Here is a 22,138-nt window from a genome sequence, read left to right on the forward strand (position 1 = left end):
GTCGCAGTAGAAGTTGATCAAATTTTCAAACTGTTTAGAACTTTTGACTGGGCAGATATATTTTACGCTCTTCTTGAATCAATACTGGGCATCCTGCTTGGGTTCTTATGGCTTAAATTAAAAAAAGCATGCTATCGAGTTTAGAGAAATATCACATTTGAAATGTGATTATTCCAAGTTTAAATATTCGATATTTTAGTATAAAATACTCATTTTCACCGATTAATAAATAAAATTTAAAATCTTCTTAAAGTACCATTATTTTATTTAAGTTCGTACGTTAATATACTTACACATTTAACTATAGTCATTCAATTAAATCTTTTTAAATTATGTTAAGCAAAATGAATACACGTCTCCCAATTTTAGCCTTATGCCTTTTCATGGCATTCGGTCTTTCTAATTGTAAGAAAGATCCTGTAGAAGAACCGATAGAATATAACTTTGATGATGATTTCAAAGATATTACGGTTGAAGTAGTTACAGAAACAGAACCTGCTGCTGTTGCCAGTACGGAAGCCAGTGTTTCAAACTCCGCTGCCACAGAAGCTGCAGCTCAAGCTTTGGCATCTGGGACAGAAACTACAGAAATTACGGCAGCAAGTTCTGCAGCAGCCAGTATCCTGACGGAAGATGAGGCCACTAATTTATCTGCCGCCTTGGAAGCTGATGGCGAACTTACAGCAGCACAACAAGCGGAATTAAATGCCTTAATAGCAAGCAGTTCTTTTGCCGCTTTCTTACCAACTTCTGTTGCCCCAACGGTGGACGGTACTACGGTGAGTGCTAGAAAAAGCAGTAATGCAAATGCGGTAACCGTTTTAAATCTAACTGAAATGCTTTTAGGGGTATCTGATGCCTGTACGGACGCTGCTACATCTGCTTATGCTAATTCCAAAATCTCTTTAGATGCTGCCAAAGCATCACAAGAAGCTAAAATCAATACGACCTTTGCCACAAGACAAACGGCCATAACGGCTGAGCATACCGCTGCTTTGGCTGCAATAGCCACCAAATGGACAACCGCCAAGACCCAGGCTTTAGCCTCTAGAAACGCTTTACTAGCGATAGTAACGAAGCCATATCATAGAGTGATCGTTCATATCATTTACAGAATGACGCTGGCCAGTATCAATGCTTCCGAGGCTTTGGACATTAAAGCAGCTGGCACGCTTCGTGACAAAAAAGTGGCCAACGCCACTGCGGCTAAAAACACAGATCTCGCGGTTGCATTAGCGAATTATAATACGGCATTAAATACTGCTAAATCAAAAGCGGCGTCAGTTGGAGCAACTTGCCATAACCAAGGTGGTTCTATTTAATTTTGTTAGACTTTTCTAACTTATTATTATTAAAAAAGGAGGCTAGGCCTCCTTTTTTATACGATTTCTGGTCATTTTTATGACAAAAAGATACCTCTTTCTTTTATTGCTCCTGTCCTATGGGTTCTATACGCATGGGCAAAGAAACCTTTCAGGCAAGAAAGGACTTATTTATATTCCTACGGCAGAAGAGAGCCAAGATGGTGAATGGAGTTTTGGGTATAATTATAACCCTATAGACTATAGCTTAAGAGGAAATGGTAAATGGGCAGAGCAAATCCTCTATACCAATATTAATGTTTTACCCCGTCTACAAGTCTCTTTCTTGCTTTTACAACAAAGAGCAGACGGAAAAAGAAAAAAGAGAGATGGTATTGGCGACAGACAACTGGATATTCGCTATCAAATCCTTAAAGAAGGCGAAATCAAACCGAGTTTAGCCCTTATACTTTCTTCGCCTTTTACCATAGACGCAGCCTTGCAAACACATGTATTGGTGGCTTCAAAGACTTTTTCTAAGGGTCATTTTTCCATCGTACCAAGTATTGGACTCGGCAGTCCCTATTATCTTTATAGAGACGAGGCTAATCTAAACAATGGCAATATTTTCTCCAATTTCAAATGGCAAGAAAAATCCGAAGATAAATTTGGCAACAACTATCTTACCGGACTTTTCGGTGGCTTCAAGGTAAGTTATAAAGACCGGCTCCATTTACTGGCAGAATGGGATGGTCAAAAACTCAACACCGGTATCAGTACGAAGTTATTCAAGCATCTAGAAGCACAGGTTTGCCTTTTAAATTTTGATAAGGCCTATTTTGGAGCTTCCTACACCATGAATTTAAGAAACGCTAAATGATACTTACTAGGCTACTCAAAAGAACAATTCCCTTGTTCGTTTGGCTGCTATTGGCCATTCAGCACTTGACTTATGCCCAAAATAAGGAAATAAAGTCCCTGGAGAATGTTCAAATGACAGACTCCACCCTATTTTATGATCAACGGGTACATAGAAATCAGTTTAAGTATTTTGAAGCCCTCAGATCCGAATACCCAGAAATTAAATATTTCACACCGCTCCTACAAGGTGTGCCGCTTGGCACCTACGCTATCAATGAGGGAAACCTTAGCTTCACAAGTAAGGCTGCCAAGGCAAAAAACTTTAAGCCTTTGAGCAAGCACTATAAATGGGATTTCTGGATTCAGCCACAATTCGCTGCCATATATGGCAACCTGGATAAGGCCGTAGAAAGCAAAACCAGTATATTATTAAATACGCAATTCATGCTGGCCAAGGGACTGTCTTTATATACGGGGGTAACCTTTCCTATCGTTAACGCCTTAGACCCGCAGCCATTAAACATCAGACTGGCCCCTACTTATATCAACTATTTCCACCATAAAGATTCTCCTGATTTTCTATCGTTTTCTGCTGGCTTGTTTTATAACGACCGTTATGGCGTCAACGTAGAATATCAACACATGGATTTCAATAAGCACCTTTCCTTTGGTTTTGAGGGTTCTTACTCTGGTTACTACTATTTATACCCCACATCTTATAAGTATACCGATCTACGTGATGTATTGCTACTGGCCAATGTGGCCTATAGATTACCTAAACATGATCTCACGCTTAATTTGATAGCCGGACAGTTTTTACATCAAGACAAAGGAGCCAGAATAGAGCTGATAAGACAGTATACCAAGGCAGAAGTAGGGTTCTTTGGCAGCTTTACCCAAAACGGGGCAACAATAGGTATAGAGTTAGCCTTTAAAATACCGCCAGCGGCCGCATTAGAAAATAAGCATATGAGATTAAGAACCTCGGATGAATTTAGATGGGAGTATGTATACTCCAGAGGTTTTAAGATAGCAGAACGTTACCGTTTAAATTACCGCTTAGACCAAAAACTGCGACAATATCATCGCAGCTTTTGGCAAAACGAGTTACAAGAAAGTAAATACAGTGACCAGAATTAAAATGGCCAAGACTATTAATTTTCCCCAATTATTTTCGGCGTTTATTTTGTGACTGTTCATGGCTGTAAAGTTTTGTTTTACGTATATGTAAAAATAAGCTTCCAAAACTAACTTTCACAACATTCTGGGGTCGTATTTTTCCAAGATTTATTAATCGGCCAATTAATGTTTACATACGCATATGATATTGCACTTTTCCTATACGCCTATATTAGAATTTAATTTCAGACCTATTATTTTCCATGTACCTGAAAATCAAAATATACCTGAAATATTAGCTTAATGCCTATTTTTAACTATTTAAAGTAGTATTCAGAAATTATATTCCGTTACGATGTTAAATGCCACATTATCATTATATTCCATTTTAATCCTCTCATTTTTGATACCTACATTTGGACATTCCCAAGATATACCAAGGAGTGAAAATGAAAATTCAGGTATAGAAATCGGGGTAAAAGTTGGCACAAATGGCATACATGTTTTCACAAAAAATAAGCTCCAAAAAACGGACAATTTGAAGATAAATTCTGGTGTTTTTCTTTACCAATTTAGGAGACCCATAAACATCAATTTGGAAGAAGAAAGTAAACTCCAACTTCAGCCTAATCTCCTGTCTTTTGGGCTCAACCTAGACCTTGAGAAAAGCATTAAGCCTTGGCTAAAAGTAAACCTAGGAACCAACGTGAATTTGAAGCAAAAATGGGATTTGAATTTAAGCACCGACAGACCCATTAAGCTCAACGGTCTAAGTCTAACGGCGGAAGATTTTGGACAAATAGATGCCCATATGAGGTGGCTACCGGTTCAGCCGTATTTGGAAATTGGCCTCGGAAAAACCAATCTTACGAAACGCTGGAATGTCCATACCAATATAGGAACGCGGTATATGGGCAGTCCAAAATTGAACCTTCAATACGAGGGATTTTTAGAAACGACGACCTTAAATCAGAGGATACCTCAGATAGAAAAAAACATGAAAAACTATAGTTTCTATCCCAGCATTAATGTGGAAATAACTTATAAAATAGCCTCAAAAAGACGTTGAAGCCCCTTTTCTGTAAAATATTGCTTTTGACCACTATCGCTTTAACACAGCTTAGTTGTAGAAATCCATTTGAAGGGGTCTACCTTGCATTTAAGGAGCCTATTGAAAACGGGCGATACACTTTTTATATACGAGATTATGAAAACCAGGCACTCCCCAATGCCACTTTCGAGCTGCTAGGACAGGACGCAAATCTATTGGTCAACACATTAAATGACCCTAAAATTATAGTTACCACGGATGGGAATTTATCATTGGCTTTAAGAAAGGATATCACACCTTCTTCCGACTCCATTCTAACATTTTCTATCCTTATCAAAAGCGACGAAAACCATACGGAATACCTTAAAGAATTTAGGCTTCAAAATCGTTCCAATTATAGTGCTACTGTGCGTTTGGCTAATCTAGGAATAATACAAGAATTCAGTAAGGGAATCTACCTGAAAATAGGCAAAAATACTCAACTGTTAGATAATGGTACTATTCTAATAAATAGCACCATTCCAGAAAATCAAACTTGGACCACCTTAGCCAACGAAACATCGGCAGACGACCTAACCTTTCTATGTCATTATTACCTACCATCAGGCAAAAAGTTCATTCCTGGCTCAGGTTCCGCTACCAGACCCTACGATAAAATGGGTCAAGCTTTAGATTATAGTTTTGATTTACCTAATATGATTGGTGGCCTTTACCTCCAAGGATTTTCAGGTATAAAGGAAAGCAAGGCTTGGGATAAACCTGTCCGACTGGAACTCACCGTAGAAAGCGATGAGACACAAACAGACCTGATGCATTATGACACCTTTACGGGAAGGGTTACCCATTTTGGAAAAACAGCTGTTAAAACAGATGGCAGCCGAAAGTATATCGTCATAGAAATTTCAAAACCTGGGTTTTGGTATGCGGGCGACATCAGAGCACTTTGCCGCGAAGGAGCCACGTTTTCGGTCATTAGTAAATACAGAGATTTAGACATCCAATATCTCATCAGGGTGAAAGATGCTCAAGCAAACAGTATTATCAAGACCCTTTACAGCAATGTCAACTGGGAAAATAAAATCTATGTGAACTATCTGCCGCAGGAGATACAAAACTATTATGTAGAGACGTACGATTACTCCAACTATCATGGTGGAGATGCATCAAAACCACTGTGGGTTTCTAAAACCTATGAAAACTGCAGCACCTATGATTCAGAAATCATGGACCTTTTCAAATTAGACGCTCCGGATTTTGTGGAAGTGGGCTTTAAACTGGTCTGCCCAAACGGAACCGAATTTGATAACACCTATTTGCCTAAAGAAATGCAAGCCCAATACAGCCCAGTAGGTCAAAACAACTGGCGTTCCTTGGTCACTTTTACAGCAGATACAAGAACGATAAAAACCTATAAACTTGAAATCAATAAGTCCTACGATTTCAGGGTGAGTACCGATGGCGGCGTTACATGGCCGTACAAACAAAACGATTATTTAATCAAGAATAAGCGATGGACATTCGTGATTTCTGCCGAAAACTATTGCAGTTAAACTTATGGGAAGAATAACAAAAGTGGGCTATCTCAAGCTCATCACCGACGGCCTTTTTCTAATCGCATGCTTTTTTATAGCCATGCAGTTTAGTAAAAGGGGAATTAGACAATCAGACATTATTATATTAATGGTCATGGCTTCCGGCTGGTATTTCTCTACCAAAATCTCTAACCTCTATGATGAGTTTAGAACAGAAACCTTTGTAGGTGAGCTTCTGCTCATCTTGCAAAATGTGGTGATACAGATCTTGATAGCAGGGCAGCTCTTCTTTCTGCTTAATGAAAGTGAACTGGCGAGAACCTTCGTCTTGTACTTCTCGGTATTTCTGGCGACCTCGCTTATTATAAAGAACTACATCACCAAAAAGAGCCTTATTTTTTACAGGCAACGCGGCGGGAACACCAGGTATGTGGTATTTATTGGTTATAATAACATCACCAATAACCTCATAGAGCGAATAGAAACCAGTCCACATTATGGTATGAAAGTGCTGGGCGTTATTGCCAATGAAGAAGTGAGCAGTAGCTTTACTTATCTAGGCGATTTAAACCGTTTTTACAATAATAACATAGGAGCAAAACTGGATGACATTATTGTCACATCAGACGAGCTGAATAAAGATATGCTCCATGGTCTTTTCCAGTTTTGTGAAGGCAAGGGTATCCGTCTTAAATTCGTCCCAAACTTTAGCAATTTCTATCTCAACAGGGTGCAGTTCCAGCTTTTTGGCAACTATCCCTTGATAACGCTTAGAAGTGAGCCACTTCAGCAGACCCATTGGCTGTTTCTTAAAAGAGCTTTTGATCTCTTGTTTGCTTCTGCCATATTCCTTCTGGTTTTCTCGTGGCTGTTTCCTATTATAGCCATACTTATAAAAAGTAACTCTAAGGGCCCCGTTTTCTTTAAACAAGACCGTTGGGGAGAAAATGGCAAAAAGTTTAAGTGCTATAAGTTTCGCTCCATGAGAACAGATAGTCAAGACGTGAAAACATCAGGAGCCTTTAATCAAGCCACGGCCAACGACCCACGCGTGACCAAAATTGGGGCGTTTTTAAGGAAAACCAGCTTGGATGAGTTTCCACAGTTTATCAATGTCTTACAAGGAAACATGTCTGTGGTGGGACCAAGACCTCATGCCCATGAGCATAATATAAGAACCAAAGACTTGATAGATAAATACATGGTGCGTCATTGGGTAAAACCAGGTATTACAGGCTGGGCACAGGTGAATGGTTACCGTGGTGAGACCAAAACCAATGATGAGATGCAAAAGCGTATAGATTTTGATATTTACTATATCGAGAACTGGAGCTTTTGGCTTGATTTGAAGATTGTCTTCATGACGGTCTATAACATGGCTAAAGGGGAAGAAAACGCTTATTAAGTCTTATAAATCTGGATTCTTCCACTTATAAGCTCTAAGTTTTTTCATGAGCCTTCTGTTTTTGGCGATGTCTTGGAGATGCATCAGATGTCTTTCGTGGTGCATATCTGTACCCAAGTAAGAAACCAAGTGTTCATCCATAAGCTTAAGGGCTAATTCTTGACTGGCAGGCCCATAATAACCAGAAAGTGAGTTGGTATTCAGCTGTAGTTCACAGCCAATCTGACGCAGCTTTTTGAATGTATTTAAGTCGTTGGAAAGATAAAGATAACGCTCAGGATGTGCCAAAATAGGCTTATAACCACGGGTCACTAAATCGAAAATAATATGCTCTATACGATGGGAATAACCCACAAAAGAAATTTCTAGTAGTATGTGTTTGTCAGAAAAGCTGAGGAGATTATCCGCTTCTATCTTCATCTCAAAAAATTCGTCGGCGAAGTACTCCGCCGCAAAGGAAAATTCGAGCGAAGGAAATATTTCACTTACTTTTTCATGAACCCTATCAAATGGTGGCGACAAGGTGCTTTTATCATTCTTATAAAAAGCCTCGTAAATGTGAGGCGTGGTAATAATTTTTTCAAAACCTAAATCTACCAAACCCGAAATAAGATGCATGGAGTTTTCTAAGGAAGTGCTGCCATCGTCCACATTAGGGAGCAAATGTGAGTGCATGTCGGTTTTTAAAAACTCAAAAGCGTTTTTAATATCCTTCTGTCTACTAAAAAAATTAAACATATTTTCTAACGGTATTAGAACGCAATAAAACACTTATTCCATTAGCTCAACAGTGAGCTGGAGACTAATTGCAAAAAGATTGCTCTCCAAAGGATTAAAAAAACTCAGAAAGCCTTCTTGATATCCATAAATAAACACCCGTAAAAACACTTCAACAAATATCCTTTAAAGCAAAGATTCACCAACACAACGATTTTACCTAAACCTATAAATACTCGTCTAAAACTAAATAATAGCCGACATGATAAAAAATACCCAAAAAAACCTATTGGTTTTAAGCCATGAATTGATTTATGTGGAAGCATTAAAAAGCCTTTTTAGCACGTCAAAAAATCAAAAAGCAGATGGATTATCTATTCAGAATCCTAAAATTCACAGTGAAATAAAAAAGCGAAATGCAAAGCTCATTTTGCTAGATACCGATAATTTCAACAAAAAGACATGGGACTTTCTTAAAGAAACACATGTTAAAAACCCCGCTTCAAAGATTGTTATTCTGGCTCATAATAATGAACCTAACAACATAGAACTGGCAAAAAACAATGGAGCTTTTGGCTTTGTTTTAAAGTCGTCTCCCATAGAACTTTTAATGGCTGCTCTTAAAATTGTAGAAAACGGAAGTCCATTTTATGATTCCGGTGATTATAACTTCTCCAAAGCATCGAATGAAATCACTTTTGACCAGAAGTATGGTTTAAGCAAGCGGGAAATGCAGATTGCCACTTTGATGATAGATGGCAGTTCAACAAGGATTATTGCCGAGCGGCTAGGTCTCAGCTTCCACACCATAGAAGCACACCGAAAAAACATCTACAAAAAACTTAAAATCAACAAAATAACCCAACTCATTAACCTTTACGCTGAATTCAAAATGTAAAAAAAGAGGCTAGGAAATACGCCCTAACCTCTTTTACCCTGAAAGATACTATAACAGTTTATTTAGTTTAAATTCTAAATTTGGTCGCCTTAAAAGACCACTTAATTACACACTTTTATTTCCGCTCTAAACACGGTAGAATGTTCTGTACTAAAGCCTGGATTTAATTCGATAGATCTGCCTGCTTCATAAATAACATTTGGTGCTGGCGTAAAAGTGGCATCACCAATTTTCTTAACAGACGTTATCTTCTCCGTGGCTTTAATTCTCGCCTTACCCGTAGTCATCACGCCAGATTCTGCCATATTGGTCTGTGCTACTTTAACATCTACCGAGGTAGAACCTCCAGTGCTACAGCTCACAAAATAAGAGGTGGTCACGGTCGGGCTTAAGCTTACTGGATTCCCAGTAACTGGGCTAGCTCCACTGGCATACCATGTCAGTGTACCGCTACATCCCGTAGCCGTTAGATTAATGCTTCCTCCCGGACAAATAGCCGGTAGCTCTGGTGTTACCGTAATGAAAGCTCCTCCATCACAATTACTCTTCTCATTTATCACGAGGTTGGTGGTCTCACTGATACAGCCGTTCACAGATTCACAATAGCCGCCATAGGTTCCGGCTTTCTCTACCGTAATAGTTCCTGTGCTTGATAAGCTTGAAACGCCACCTTGATTAAATCCAGGTGTTGTCCATCTGAAAATATCCGTATTGGAAGAGCAAGACCCCGTTAAGACCGCAGATTCTCCTTTACATATCTCATTATTATCTGCCGTTATGGTAGGAGCAACATTAGGGTGAACGGTCACTGTAACCGTGGCACTGGCCGTACAAGAGCTGGCATTGGTAATGGTCACCGAATATACGCCACTAGCACTCACCGTAGCCAAAGGAATCTGTGGATTTCGAAGTGCAGAAGTAAAGCCATTTGGCCCGCTCCAAGCATAACTCACACCCTCAGAAACCGTTAGATTCAAATTTTGACCTGCACAAATAGCAGGTACGCTAGGCAACACAATGACAGGCAAAGCCTTCACAACCAATGTGGTGGTGTCTACTCCTACAGGACATGGACCAGTTGGATCATCTGATGTGATGGTCAATAAAATGCTTCCGCTATAACCTGTAGGAGGCGTATAAACCGCTACGGGGTCATTAGCATTAGGAGCAAAAGTACCGCCTACGGCACCGTCTGTCCAAGTGATAGAAGTACTGGCACCGCTAAATGAACCTGCAAGCGTTACAGAGCTGTTGGTACAGATGGCTGCATAGGTGCTTGCTTCTACCTCCGCAGCTTCTTTAACTTCTACCGTAAAGCTACATAAGTTAGACACTACATTACCTGAAGAATCTTTAGCACTATAAGTTACAGTTGTAATACCTGTATTAAAGGTTTCTGTTCCGGAAGTACTACCGTCAAAAGCACCTGCTGCTATGGCAGCTGAAGTTGTGGCTCCGCTCAACTGATAAGTCAACTCAGACAATCCACCTTGAACCACACAATTATCAACTAACTTAACATGCGTCCAAGAATGTTCTGCTTCATCAGAGCATATTACCACATCGGTAGGACAGTCTGCGAAAACAGGAGCTTCCACATCGTTTACAGTGACATCAAATGTACAGGTCGTAGCTACCGAACAAGCATTTGTAGCAGAAACCGTTACCGTAGTTGTTCCCACTGGGAATGCACTTCCACTGGCATAATCGGCCGTAGTAGGCAAAGCCTTTGCTTTCTTAAGGTTATCAATCCTCAGTTTTTCTGCAGTTATAAAAGTAAACCACATGTATCTATTACCACCTATTTCGGTATCTATAACATCTACGGCAGTATTACGCGTTTCGGTGAAGAGTACATTTCCCGAATTATCAAGAAGGTTCATGTCTACGGCTAAACTTCCATCTCCTTCATCTTTGAATAACCACTCGTAAGTGTACCATCCAGAGGCTGTTATTTCATAGTGATTTAATGTAGCTAAGTCGTTTCGTTTAGAACCCGTGCTACCATTATCTCCTGCTATCAAAATATTTCCAGAGGCATTTGAGGCCGCATGAAAGATAAAATCTCTTCTATGATTGCCATCTTTTCCATTAGCCGCAGATGAAAGTGCCCATGCATAAGTATCTGCTGTTACTGTTGGATCTGTTTTGTCCATATAAACATCTAACCTATTTCTATATCCATCTCCGAATTCGGTGGAATAACCACCAATTCTAGAAAACACACCTGTAGTGGCATCTCCTGAAGTGTTAATTTCTCCATGAGAGGCACCTTCAGAAGAAGTGATACCATCTGTTCCTGTAGCTACCTGTGTTATGCTACTGTTATAAGGAAGCCAAGTCCCTGAAGCGGCACTTTCGAATCCATCAAAAAATACATTATCAAATGCCATTGGCAAATCAAAACTCACAACAGCTGAACACATGCCCACCTCATTATTCATGATAACATTATCTGGACAATCCACTTCTGCCATTTCCTCATCTTGAACAGTAATCAAGAAAGTCTTAGGTGCTCCAGAACATGTTTTACCACCAAAAGTAAAGCTAGGCGTAACCGTTATATAGCCTGTCTGAGGTATCCCACTGGTATTGACCGCGGTAAAGTCAGCTATGTTTCCTGAACCAGAAGCCGCTAAACCAATACTTGTATTTGTATTTATCCAGTCGAAGCTGGTGCCTGTACCTGTAAAAGTGATTCCAGAAACGGTACCTCCTAGACACACATCTTGACTGCTAATAATATCTACAACTGGTTCTGGACTAATAGAAATGGTAAACGTTTGCGGCGTACCAGAACAGCCATTCACGGTTGGCGTTACGGTTATCTCTGCCGTTAGTCCTGTTATACCCGTATTTGTTGCTGTAAAAACAGGAAGATTCCCTGCTCCAGAGGCTGCTAAACCAATATCCGTATTATTGTTTGTCCAATTATAAACGACACCTAAAAGGTTGTTTCCTGTAAATACCACTTCCGCTAGACTTTCACCTTTACAAGCCGCGATATCAGTTATAGCATCTACCGTAGGTGTAATCTCCGTCACTATTGTTCCAGTTCCTCCACCAATCACAATCCTTTCATCCACCGTATTTCCAGAATGTACATTATCTGTTAAAGTCACATTACATAATTCTGGAGAGTTACCTCTTCCAAAATACAGGTCAGCTACATCGGCATCATTGCCATCGCCAGCAGCGTTTTCCGTATAAGGTGTATGCCCAGCCTGCTGCTGAATGCCTATATCATTATTGGTTAAAGTATTATTGCTTATGATGTGGTTGGTTCCTTCCACCACAATTCCGAAACCGTCGCTATTGCTGCCTCCGTTAGTCTGCTGATAGCCCGTAATACTGTTTCCAGAAATGGTTACACCATTAGGAATATTGGCATATCCTTGTCCTGCAAGATAACCTCTTCTAAAGACAGCAATACCTGCTCTATCTTTACTATTGCCACTTTGCGTAGTTAAGGTCAAGGTATTATTAGAGACCGTTACGCCACTTGCTGGATTCTTAATTTCAATGCCATATCTACCTCCACCAGTAATGGTATTATTATCAATGACGTTTGGCCCAGTTAATTCATTCAAACTTGTTAAACCCATTGCGTTATCTCCAATACCTATATCTATGGTGTTATTTGAAATGTTGACTGCGGATGCTGTTCCGTCTTGAAGTTCAATACCACAACAGTTACTATTATTAACCGTATTCCCTGTTATGGTTATATTTTGTTTGAATCCATTCCAGATTACGATACCCCTTGCACCAGCAGTATGCCCTGTAATGAGTGAGTTGGTAATCGTCACGCCATCTATTGGACCGTTGGCATAAATTCCAGATCCGCCTACATTATCCTTAATGGCCACTTTACTAATATTCAGTCCATCATTTCCGCCTATGGCATATATACCCGCATCTGAATTTCCACTTGCTCCGCTGAAATTCTGAATGCTTAGGTTGCTGATATTTACATTTTTCACGCCGTTGGCAATTTGAATACCATCACCATTGCCCGATAAACCTGTACCATCAATGATTTGAAGTGAACTATCACCCGCAACACCCTGAAGTGTCAATGATTTATCTATTAAGACTCTTTCATTATAGGTACCAGCACAAACTTCAATAACATCACCTGCAGTGGCATCATCTATAGCTGCTTGTATTGTGGCATAACCTTGAATACTATTAAGATTAGACACTGGTAAGGATATTACTTGTGCCGTTGTGGTTACACTAGAACCGTTATTGTCAGAAATAGTAACCGTGTAAGAACCTGCATCCAATCCTGTGATGGTAGCTGTACTATTCACTGTTGTAATAATACTTGCCCCACCCCATGACAACGTATAAGGAGTAACACCTCCGCTAAAAGTAACTTCTATAGTACCTTTGGTAGCACACAATTCTGGGCTAGCAATAGCACTTGCTATTGTAATAGTACTACCATCACACGTTCCTGTTGGTTGGAATCCGATGCCGGCTCCATCTCCTCCATCTGTAAGATATGGACTAAACGTGATAGCGGCAGAAGCTTTACTTAACATCTTACCTGTCAACAAATTATTATCCTCTATGTCATTGAAAACGGCAGTGCCATACCAGTTACAACCCAAGGCAGCAGTAGAACTTGGAACATAATTGACCACGGCATATCCCAAATCAGAAGTACTACCATTGGTAAAGCTACCTGTATCAAAACTGTTGTTTTCAACTGTTACGGAAGAAACAAAAGCATTGTTTTCAAACTTCAATCCGTTCAAATCATAACCTCCACCTGCTCTATCTGAGGTTTTAGTACTGGTGAGATTAGAAACCTTATTTCCAGTTACACTTCCGTCTTGTGTATTTCCTTCTAATCCTATAGCAGTGGCTATATGGCCTGAAATATTAGATATTTCATTTTGGTTAATAACGGCGTTCACTACTTTTCCAGTATTGGTCAAGTAGCTTCCATTCCCACCGACGTTTATTTGAATACCGTAGGCTATCTTCCCTGTTGGCCAGTTACCATCATTTACAGTAACATTGTTTATGATGTTTCTCTCAATATTTAGTCCTGTAAGAACACCCGTAGAAGTAGACTGTAAAATTCCTATTGCACTAGAACTATATCCTGTAAGACTTGTGCTGCTGATATCATTGATACAGTTATCTGAAATATTAATACCACTATTATTAGTACTTGCTACTGTATAAATAACTGCATGAATATTCCCTCCAGTAAATGAAGTACCTATATCATGAATATTATTAAACATGACACTTGCATTTGAAACTTTCCCAATAACAACGGCATTCGAGCTCGCTGGTGCCGTAATTTCAAAACCATTGATAACTACATTATCTGCAGTAATATGAAATGGTAATCCTGATGCTACGGAAACAATGGACTCGTCACTTCTTGTTCCTGCACAATCCTTGTCAACGTTGGCTCCTAGGATTACTAACTCTTTATTTACGACTACATTCTCGGCGTAAGTACCTGATTCAGCTACTAAAGTGTCTCCTGCTGAAGTCTCCGCATCATCTATTGCCGCTTGAATACTAACAAATGATTCTCCATTTGATATATTCAATACCCTACAATTAATAGCTACACCTACTCCAACTTCATCACTTAAGAAAGGACAAAAGTTAACATTAGCACTCGCCTTGTCTCCAGAACCAGGACCAAAATCAGAAGGACCAGCTGCATCTCCCCACCAGTTATAACCAGCATTTACTTCCGTAGATGAATAATTATGAACTCCGTCAAGGTTACCCGTGATATTATTATTACTAATAACCATTTGACCTACTGTACCTCCAATACCAACGCCTTCAAAGGCATTGTTTGTAATATTATTCCCGCTAACTTGAACATCCACAGGGCCATCAGAGGAGATACCAACTTGATTCAACACAAAACAGTTATCTGTAATATCAGCATCGGCATTTTGTAAGTAGGTACCAGTATGCCAGCCCGTAAAATAGTTATTACTAACCGTCAAATTAGTGGTACCCGCAATTTCATTTACTACACCACGAGATACATCAAAGTCAAGTGTACCAGTCCGTTCAATGTAATTATTCATTACAGAAACGTTACTTAAACCACCCACAATATGAACAGCTGCCAATTCTCCTGCAGGAGCCAAAGCACCATCAAGTAACTTGAAACCGTTTATAGTTACATCTGAAGAAGTTACTTTTATATAACCTTCAATTGTAGCCTCACTTCCTCGTGTATCGCAACCTGATATTCCAGCATGCGGACCTACTAAATTTATGCTTAACGGAATTGTTAAGCTTTCATTATAAGTACCTTCACAAACCACAATTTCATCCGCTGCCGAAGCTGCATCTATGGCTTCTTGAATGGTAGCATAACTGTTAGAAGAAGTAGCATTGGTAACAGGTAAATACATCACCGACGTAGTGGCTGATGTGCTTGAACCAAGAGCATCAGAAATGGTAATCGTATAAGTACCTGTGTCTAGATTAGTGATATCATAAGAAGGCCCTGCGGCTACCGCTGTGGCTGTTCCACCTGTCCAAGAAAACTCATACGGAGCTTGACCTCCACTAAAAGTAACTAATACAGAACCCTTAGTTTCGCAGAGTTCTGGACTTGAAATTGCACTGGCAATGACTATTGGACTGCCATCACAAGTTCCAGTAGGTTGGAAACCAGTTCCAACTCCATCTCCACCCACTGTTAAATATGGGTCAAATGTAACATCACCAAATACTTTAGATTGGATATCCCCCGAAACAGCCGTACCAAACCAGTTGCAAGAAGCATCGAAAGCACTTCCCGTTACGCCATTATATAATGCGTATGTTGAGCCTGATAAATCATTTTGGTGAATATCTAAGGATAAACTTGCCTGAGCTCCTGTGGCCGAAATAGCGGCACCAGAATTTAAGATTTTATTATTGGTAACTGATGAAGTATTCCAGTCCACATTATTATCAATACCAACCCCTATATAAAATCCATCTATTTCATTATTTGATATAACAGCTGTACCTAAGGAAGCTGGAGTGGAAGCATAAGAAGCATCATCTCTTGCTGCAATTGAAACTGCATAACCCCCAGTTAAAGTCCCTCCTCTTGTTTCATTTATGATATTCTCGGAAACCGTTATATCAGAATAATCATCATATTTCAAATTAATAATCATTCCTCTAGCATTGGTTGATAAACCATTATTCGTAAAGGTGTTTCCTTTAATAAGAGCATGATCTAACTTTTCAGCATATATGGCAGACTTGTTATTTGTATGACCATTAAGTGTGAACACACTATTACTAACCTCCACATTACTCAAAGAACCTGGGCTTGTCTTATCCTGCGAAGCATGAATTGCTTCACTTGAATTGTTATTAAAGATAGAATTGGTAACTTTTAGACCATTTACACTACCCTTAGAAGCCACTTTTATTCCAACAGTATTACCATCAAATGTTGAATTGTCTATCATCCAATCATTTAATACTCCGGTTGTATTATTGAAGTTAATACCATAGGAGGTGTTAGCGTCAAAGTTTACAGCATCAATTGTAACAAAATCAACCAACTCATCTGCATAAACACCAGTGACAAAGCCCTTTAGTTTTAATTTCATCAATGCGGCCCTATCATTAGCTGCTAATCCTGAACCTGATGCTAAATACTTGACGGCGTTTCCTGTTCCAGCACCTTGGATAATGGTGTTATCTCCCATACCTGATAATGTCAGCTTTTTATCAAGTATTATATTCTCGGAATAAGTACCGTCATTAACATTTACAATATCAGAAGCCGAAGCAGCATTTACCGCACGTTGAATATTCCCAGAGTTCGTAGTCACAAACAATTCATTAGACTTAACCCGAACTAAACCAAGACTTGCATTATCAACCTTATGGGTAATCTTGTCTTCAATGGTGAAGTTTTCAGCCAAGTTTGCCGTAGCACCCGTTTTCCCTTCAAAGGAAGCTGCGGTGGCATCAAAATCATTGGTATTTGCCACGACTTTGATATAATCACCCGATTGTGAGTTAAATGAAATGTCTCCTATTGGTGAAACAACCTTAGCAGATGCGTTTTCAATTGTAAGACCGTTTGTTCCGCCATTCACGACAATTCCAGCTCCTAGCGTTGCTTGTACTGCGGCATGCGTACTACTTGGATTATCTAGCAAACGAATACCAGTTCCAGTAGCAGTAATATCTACTCCTGAAATAGTTGCATATGCTCCATCGGAAGCAACTGAAGCATAGCCATCAAAGTTGTTAAGGAAAATACCAGTTTCAACTCCTGTTATACTTCCGCCAGTAATTGTGGCAAAGCCATCATTTTTTACATTCCAAACATTAATACCTTCTTTACCTGAAGTGAACGAAGTAATAGCACTTCCATCAATTATGTTATTACTTACAATACTCGTACCCATATTATTTCCGAGTGAAGCAAGTAAAATACCACGCCAAGGACGAGTTGTTAATCCAGCTTGTGTCGGATTATCTATACCCGTAATTGTATTATTGGATATTGTCCAAGGTGAATATCTATGAAGGTTAAAGAAAATACCTAAATAACGAGTTTCAATGGTGTTATCTTCAATAACTTGATATTGAGATGCACCCACATGTGCTGTTTGGAAATTTCCGGTTTGTATACCAATTCTTACATTAGTAAGAACATTGCTTTTTATATTGGTATAGTGGCTGTTACCTATATACATACCTCCTCCCCAATTATCATATCCACTTCCAGTATTGTAATAACCCAAGTCTCGTATCAGGTTATTTGAAATTTCGTTGCCAGTTTTTGACGTATTTGCGTCAGATGCTGCAGATCCGAACATGAAAACCCCAAAATAACCTACATTTTCAATTATATTATTTGAAACATTGAGGTTGTTAATATTAGAAACATCAACATTAATAGCTATTCCTGCATCAATATCAGCACTGTTGGTACCAATCCAGCTGCTTGTCAATGTGGTGTTATCCCCATTAAGGGTAAAACCATCAATTTTAACATTACTGGCTTTGATTGAAAATATAGCCCCATCTGCAGAAGTGCTTGCGGGAACCACTACCACCTCAGCAACACGTCCTACTCCATTTGGTGAAATACCATAGTTCGGACCTCTAATATCCAATTCTTTATTGACCGTAACATTCTCTGTATAAGTACCCGCCAAAACGGTAATCACATCACCGTTATCGGTATCGGCATCATCAATGGCCGCTTGAAGTTTGGTGAAAGACTCACCGGTATCCTCATTTTTAACTGGGCAGTCCTTTATCACTCCAGTTCCTGCGAGACCGTCTAGGAAAGGACAGAAAATGACCTTTTCACTAACGCTATTTCCAATCCCCAAACCTTCTCCGGAAGGGCCGCTAATATCTCCCCACCAATTTTCACGGGCATCCACTATTCCAGGAGATGAGCTTAGCAAACCAAAGTCATTATCAAAAATGGAGTTCTGGTTTATGCTTAAAGTTGCCGCATTTGCCAAACTCACTCCAGAGGAAACTTTGATTGCTCTATAATTGTCAGAAATTGTATTTCCTGTAAGTGAAACCTCTTTAATATTAAATCGAAGGTATACAGCGGCATCTGTCGATTCCCAGTCACTTACAATATTATCTTGAACATTAACCCGGCTTGTATTAATATAAATCCCGACGCCAGACCCAACATGACCGGTAACGATATTTCCAGAAATTACGGCATTATTACCAAAGGCACTATTTTTATTAAATTCAGAGCCATTTTTATTACCAACCATAATTCCATTAGCAGCAGTATTATTATACAACTTGTTATTGGTAATATTTATCGCAGGTCCGTCATCATATAAATAGATCACTGCATCACTTGAACCACAACCATACAATTCATTATTATCAATATCTGTATTTGTGGAACCACAACAAAGGTTAATTCCATCTCCAGCTGCGTCATAAATTTTGTTATAACTAATTTCACCTCCGTCTACATTTCTCAATTGAACCCCTTCGTCCGTAGAGGAACCATGAACAATACAGTATTTAACTTCCATTCCTGTCTTAACTGGAGCACCATCTGCTGAAGAAACTAAATCACCCGTACCATTGGTAACTTCTAATCCATTTATCACCACGCCAGCAGCAGTTACATAAATGATACGACTTAAAGTACCTCCCCCATCTAAAACAGCTTCCTCTACAGAACCCGCTGTTCTTAATGCTGCGGCCGTTCTAGGATCCACGTCTTTCTGAGGGCCATAAATAGTCAAAGATTTGTCTATTTCAATCGTGGATGCAAGGTTGTAAACACCCGCCCCCACATGAATAATTCCTCCAGAAACTGAGACATCAACAGCCTTCTGAATGGTAGCTAACGGATGTGTTTCATCTCCTGTATTATTGTCATCACCAGCGTCATCCACATAAAGATTATTATCATAGACCACTACATTTACTGTGGCCGTCCCCTTACATTCATTGCCGTTAGTAACGGTAACGGTGTATATGCCTGCCTTACTAGAGCTTGCTCCCGTAATGGTTTGCATGCTATTATTACCTGCCGTAAAACCATCCGGGCCTGCCCAACTGTAATCACCAGCACCTACATTTATAGTAGCCGTTAAACTAATATCTTCTCCGCCATTATAAACCCCTGCCAAACCAGACGTGGAACCATTACTTGCCACCACTGAAACTTCTGGTAAGGCATTAACCACTACCGTGGCACTTCCTGTGAGTTGACCTGCCAAAGCCACACATCCTTTAGCATCAGTAAGAGCTGTGGCGGTAAAAACTTCACCGTCTGCAACACTTTGAACTTCAAAGGGACTGGTAGAAACGCTAGTTGGCCCTGATGAAGTAGTACCATTGGTATAAGTCAGATCAAATGGTGCATTTCCTGTTAAGGCTATAGAAATTGTTGGCATAACATCTCCTACACAAATAGGATCAATGCTGCTAACTAAGGCTGTAGGTAAAGCATGAACAGTACCACTTAGATCTACCCCTAGACCTGCACCTGAAGTAAACCCTCCACCAGTTACCGTTACTTTTCCATTATAACTTCCAGCAATCAAACCATTTTTTAATCTCACATAATAGGTTTGAGACACACTTCCTCCAGAAGGTGTCAATGAAAGACTGGCAGCATAAGTATTTCCGTCTGAAGATACCTCAAAAGAAGTTGGAGCAGTAATGGTAATGTTAGTGGCCGTAAGTCCATCCCCTTTAAGATCAAAGCTTTGAGCAGTTCCAGCAAAGTCTAAACAAGCATCGAGTGCTAAAGTTGTTTCTGTAGTACCTAAAACCCTTCCATTAATAGAAAAATCTGCACCGCTTACGGCATTATAGATATAAAAAGAACCATCTGTATCCGTAGCATTATAAGGAATGAGCCTAAATCCTATCTCCTTCTTAGTTTGCTGTAAATCTAAATCGCCCATCAGTGTTCTAACCGGAGATACAGCTGCACCACCTGGAGCAGTGCTCCCAAAGTAAAATGGCCCTTGAGAAATACCCGAAAAGGTAGTTCCACCATTTATAGTATACTCCAGTTTGCCTTCTTGCGGTCCAGTCAAAGTTCTACGATAAGAAAATGGATCTAGACCTAGAAGTGAAACAGCAAAACCATCTTTAGGTTTAAAGCTAAAGTTAATGACGCTTTGATTTGTAATGGCACCGGCAGCGGTCGTTTGCCAATTGGTGCCTCCCCAGCCACCTGGCTCACCACCAGAACCTGCATTTACACCCGCACCTCTGGAAAGCCCCATTACATTTTCAATATTGGAATTCAAAACATTTGGTGCGAAAGGGCTCGTTCCATAATCTACAACAGCACTAACGTCCCAACCAACCAATGGCACTTGGGCTTTTACTGCATTAGGTGTAACGATAAGTGCACCTATTAAAAGGCAGGTAACACCATAGAAAGCGGAAGCGTATTTTTCCAAGACTTTAAACTTTAAAGCCTCAATAAAATGAGACAAGGTAATTGTTGAATTCATATTTTTATAATTTGGGGTTGGAAGAATGCTAAATTTTGAAAGAAGTATAGATATGTGTTCTAGGAGGCAATTTGACTGAGCATGTTTTGCCTCCTCCTGGAAACCTTGATTTCCTTTCCATTTTTCAAGCGGATGAAATTGGTATGATCTTTAAGCAAGACTTGTTTGATGAAGTCCTTATTAACCATCGTTGATCTATTTACTCTGATAAAGGACTTTAATTCAAGCTTCTCTTCGTGCCTCTTTAAAGTCAGAGATGAGATGATTTTACGACCGTCGTTTAGATGAAAAAGTGTGTAGTTTTCCAATGCTTGTAGAAGCATTATCTTTTCAATTTCTACAGGATTATTGCGTTTTAAATAGTAATTCATATTCACAGGGTTTCATGGCAAAAGTTGAACAACAAAATTGCTGTAAACACCAAGCTGAATCAATTCCATCTAAAAGGTAAATCAGTTCCTTTAATCAGGTATTATATACCTGATTAAAGCTAATATTAGCCCAAATTTCCACTGCTTTAGGGCAAGCGTGAGTTGGAAGCCATTTTTTGTACTTACCGAATAATAAATATGACTTAAAATATTTGACTATGAGTACGAATATAAGTTTCTTGTATATGAAATGTAAGTATACCTCTCCATGTAAGCCAAAAAGAAAACTAAAATGACATCATTAATAACCACTAAAATACTGGTTTTAAGTAATCAGTTATTGTACACCGAAGCCCTCAAAAGTCTACTTGAATCTCAAAAAATATTTACTGCTGAGGGCATCTCCATATCAAACCCAAACTTTGATAATATTTTATCTAATTCAAGTCCACAGCTTATACTTATGGACGCCAATGGTATGGGTCAAAATATCTGGGATCTGCTTCATAAAATTCATAAGAACCTTCCGCTAGTAAAAATCATTATGCTGGCAAACAGCAATGAGCCCGTTTACTTGGACTTCGCAAAAAAGAATGGTGCATCAGGGTTTATTCTTAAATCCTCTCCATTAGAACTACTCTTGGCAGCTATAAAAATCATTCAAAATGGAAGTCAGTTCTTTGATACTGGAGATTTTAGTTACCCAAACAAAAAAAACACTTCAAGCTTAGAAAAAAAGTATAATCTCAGTAAACGAGAAATGGAAGTCATCACCTTAATTAGCTACGGGAGCTCCACCAAGACCATAGCGGAGCAGCTTGATTTAAGTTTCCATACCATAGAAGCACACCGAAAAAACATCTATAGAAAGCTGAACATTAACAAAA

At 39.4% G+C, this 22,138-nt stretch carries 11 protein-coding genes; 8 read left to right on the plus strand and 3 right to left on the minus strand.

The window, feature by feature from the left end:
• Positions 1-344: 344 nt before the first annotated feature.
• The 6 genes from ACTBZY_RS03670 (at position 345) to ACTBZY_RS03695 (ending at position 7,269) form a co-directional block, all read left to right on the plus strand.
• Complete coding sequence (locus ACTBZY_RS03670; protein ID WP_463044978.1) at positions 345-1,322, plus strand: hypothetical protein; 978 nt, start codon at positions 345-347, stop codon at positions 1,320-1,322.
• A 79-nt stretch (positions 1,323-1,401) separates the two neighbouring features.
• The gene (locus ACTBZY_RS03675; RefSeq protein WP_463044979.1) at positions 1,402-2,181 is read left to right on the plus strand and encodes a YjbH domain-containing protein; all 780 of its coding nucleotides are present in this window, start codon (positions 1,402-1,404) and stop codon (positions 2,179-2,181) included.
• Positions 2,178-3,302 (plus strand): YjbH domain-containing protein, encoded by a 1,125-nt coding sequence (locus tag ACTBZY_RS03680; protein WP_463044980.1) that lies wholly within the window; start codon positions 2,178-2,180, stop codon positions 3,300-3,302. Before ACTBZY_RS03675 ends, ACTBZY_RS03680 begins: the two co-directional genes overlap by 4 nt.
• 382 nt (positions 3,303-3,684) lie before the next feature.
• The gene (locus ACTBZY_RS03685; RefSeq protein ID WP_463044981.1) at positions 3,685-4,350 is read left to right on the plus strand and encodes a hypothetical protein; all 666 of its coding nucleotides are present in this window, start codon (positions 3,685-3,687) and stop codon (positions 4,348-4,350) included.
• Between the two features lie 26 nt (positions 4,351-4,376).
• Complete coding sequence (locus tag ACTBZY_RS03690; RefSeq protein ID WP_463044982.1) at positions 4,377-5,882, plus strand: hypothetical protein; 1,506 nt, start codon at positions 4,377-4,379, stop codon at positions 5,880-5,882.
• Between the two features lie 4 nt (positions 5,883-5,886).
• Positions 5,887-7,269, plus strand: coding sequence for an undecaprenyl-phosphate glucose phosphotransferase (locus ACTBZY_RS03695; protein ID WP_463044983.1), 1,383 nt, complete (start codon positions 5,887-5,889; stop codon positions 7,267-7,269).
• A gap of 3 nt (positions 7,270-7,272) precedes the next feature.
• Here the strand turns inward: ACTBZY_RS03695 and ACTBZY_RS03700 are convergent, their stop codons facing one another.
• Entirely contained in the window at positions 7,273-8,007 is a 735-nt protein-coding gene (locus ACTBZY_RS03700; protein ID WP_463044984.1) for a tyrosine-protein phosphatase, read from the minus strand.
• A gap of 241 nt (positions 8,008-8,248) precedes the next feature.
• On the opposite strand from ACTBZY_RS03700, the gene ACTBZY_RS03705 reads away from it, so the two are divergent.
• Positions 8,249-8,884, plus strand: a complete 636-nt coding sequence (locus ACTBZY_RS03705; RefSeq protein WP_463044985.1) for a LuxR C-terminal-related transcriptional regulator — start codon at positions 8,249-8,251, stop codon at positions 8,882-8,884.
• A 101-nt stretch (positions 8,885-8,985) separates the two neighbouring features.
• On the opposite strand, the gene ACTBZY_RS03710 is transcribed toward ACTBZY_RS03705, so the two are convergent.
• Positions 8,986-20,880: a right-handed parallel beta-helix repeat-containing protein gene (locus ACTBZY_RS03710; RefSeq protein WP_463044986.1), complete on the minus strand. Its 11,895-nt coding sequence runs from the start codon at positions 20,878-20,880 to the stop codon at positions 8,986-8,988.
• Positions 20,881-20,939: 59 nt separating this feature from the next.
• On the minus strand, positions 20,940-21,251 hold the full coding sequence (locus tag ACTBZY_RS03715) for a LytR/AlgR family response regulator transcription factor (protein WP_463044987.1): 312 nt from the start codon (positions 21,249-21,251) through the stop codon (positions 20,940-20,942).
• A 292-nt stretch (positions 21,252-21,543) separates the two neighbouring features.
• On the opposite strand from ACTBZY_RS03715, the gene ACTBZY_RS03720 reads away from it, so the two are divergent.
• A partial coding sequence (locus ACTBZY_RS03720; RefSeq protein ID WP_463044988.1) for a LuxR C-terminal-related transcriptional regulator occupies positions 21,544-22,138 on the plus strand: 595 nt, incomplete at its 3' end.

The sequence above is a fragment of the Arcticibacterium sp. genome (assembly GCF_055134445.1).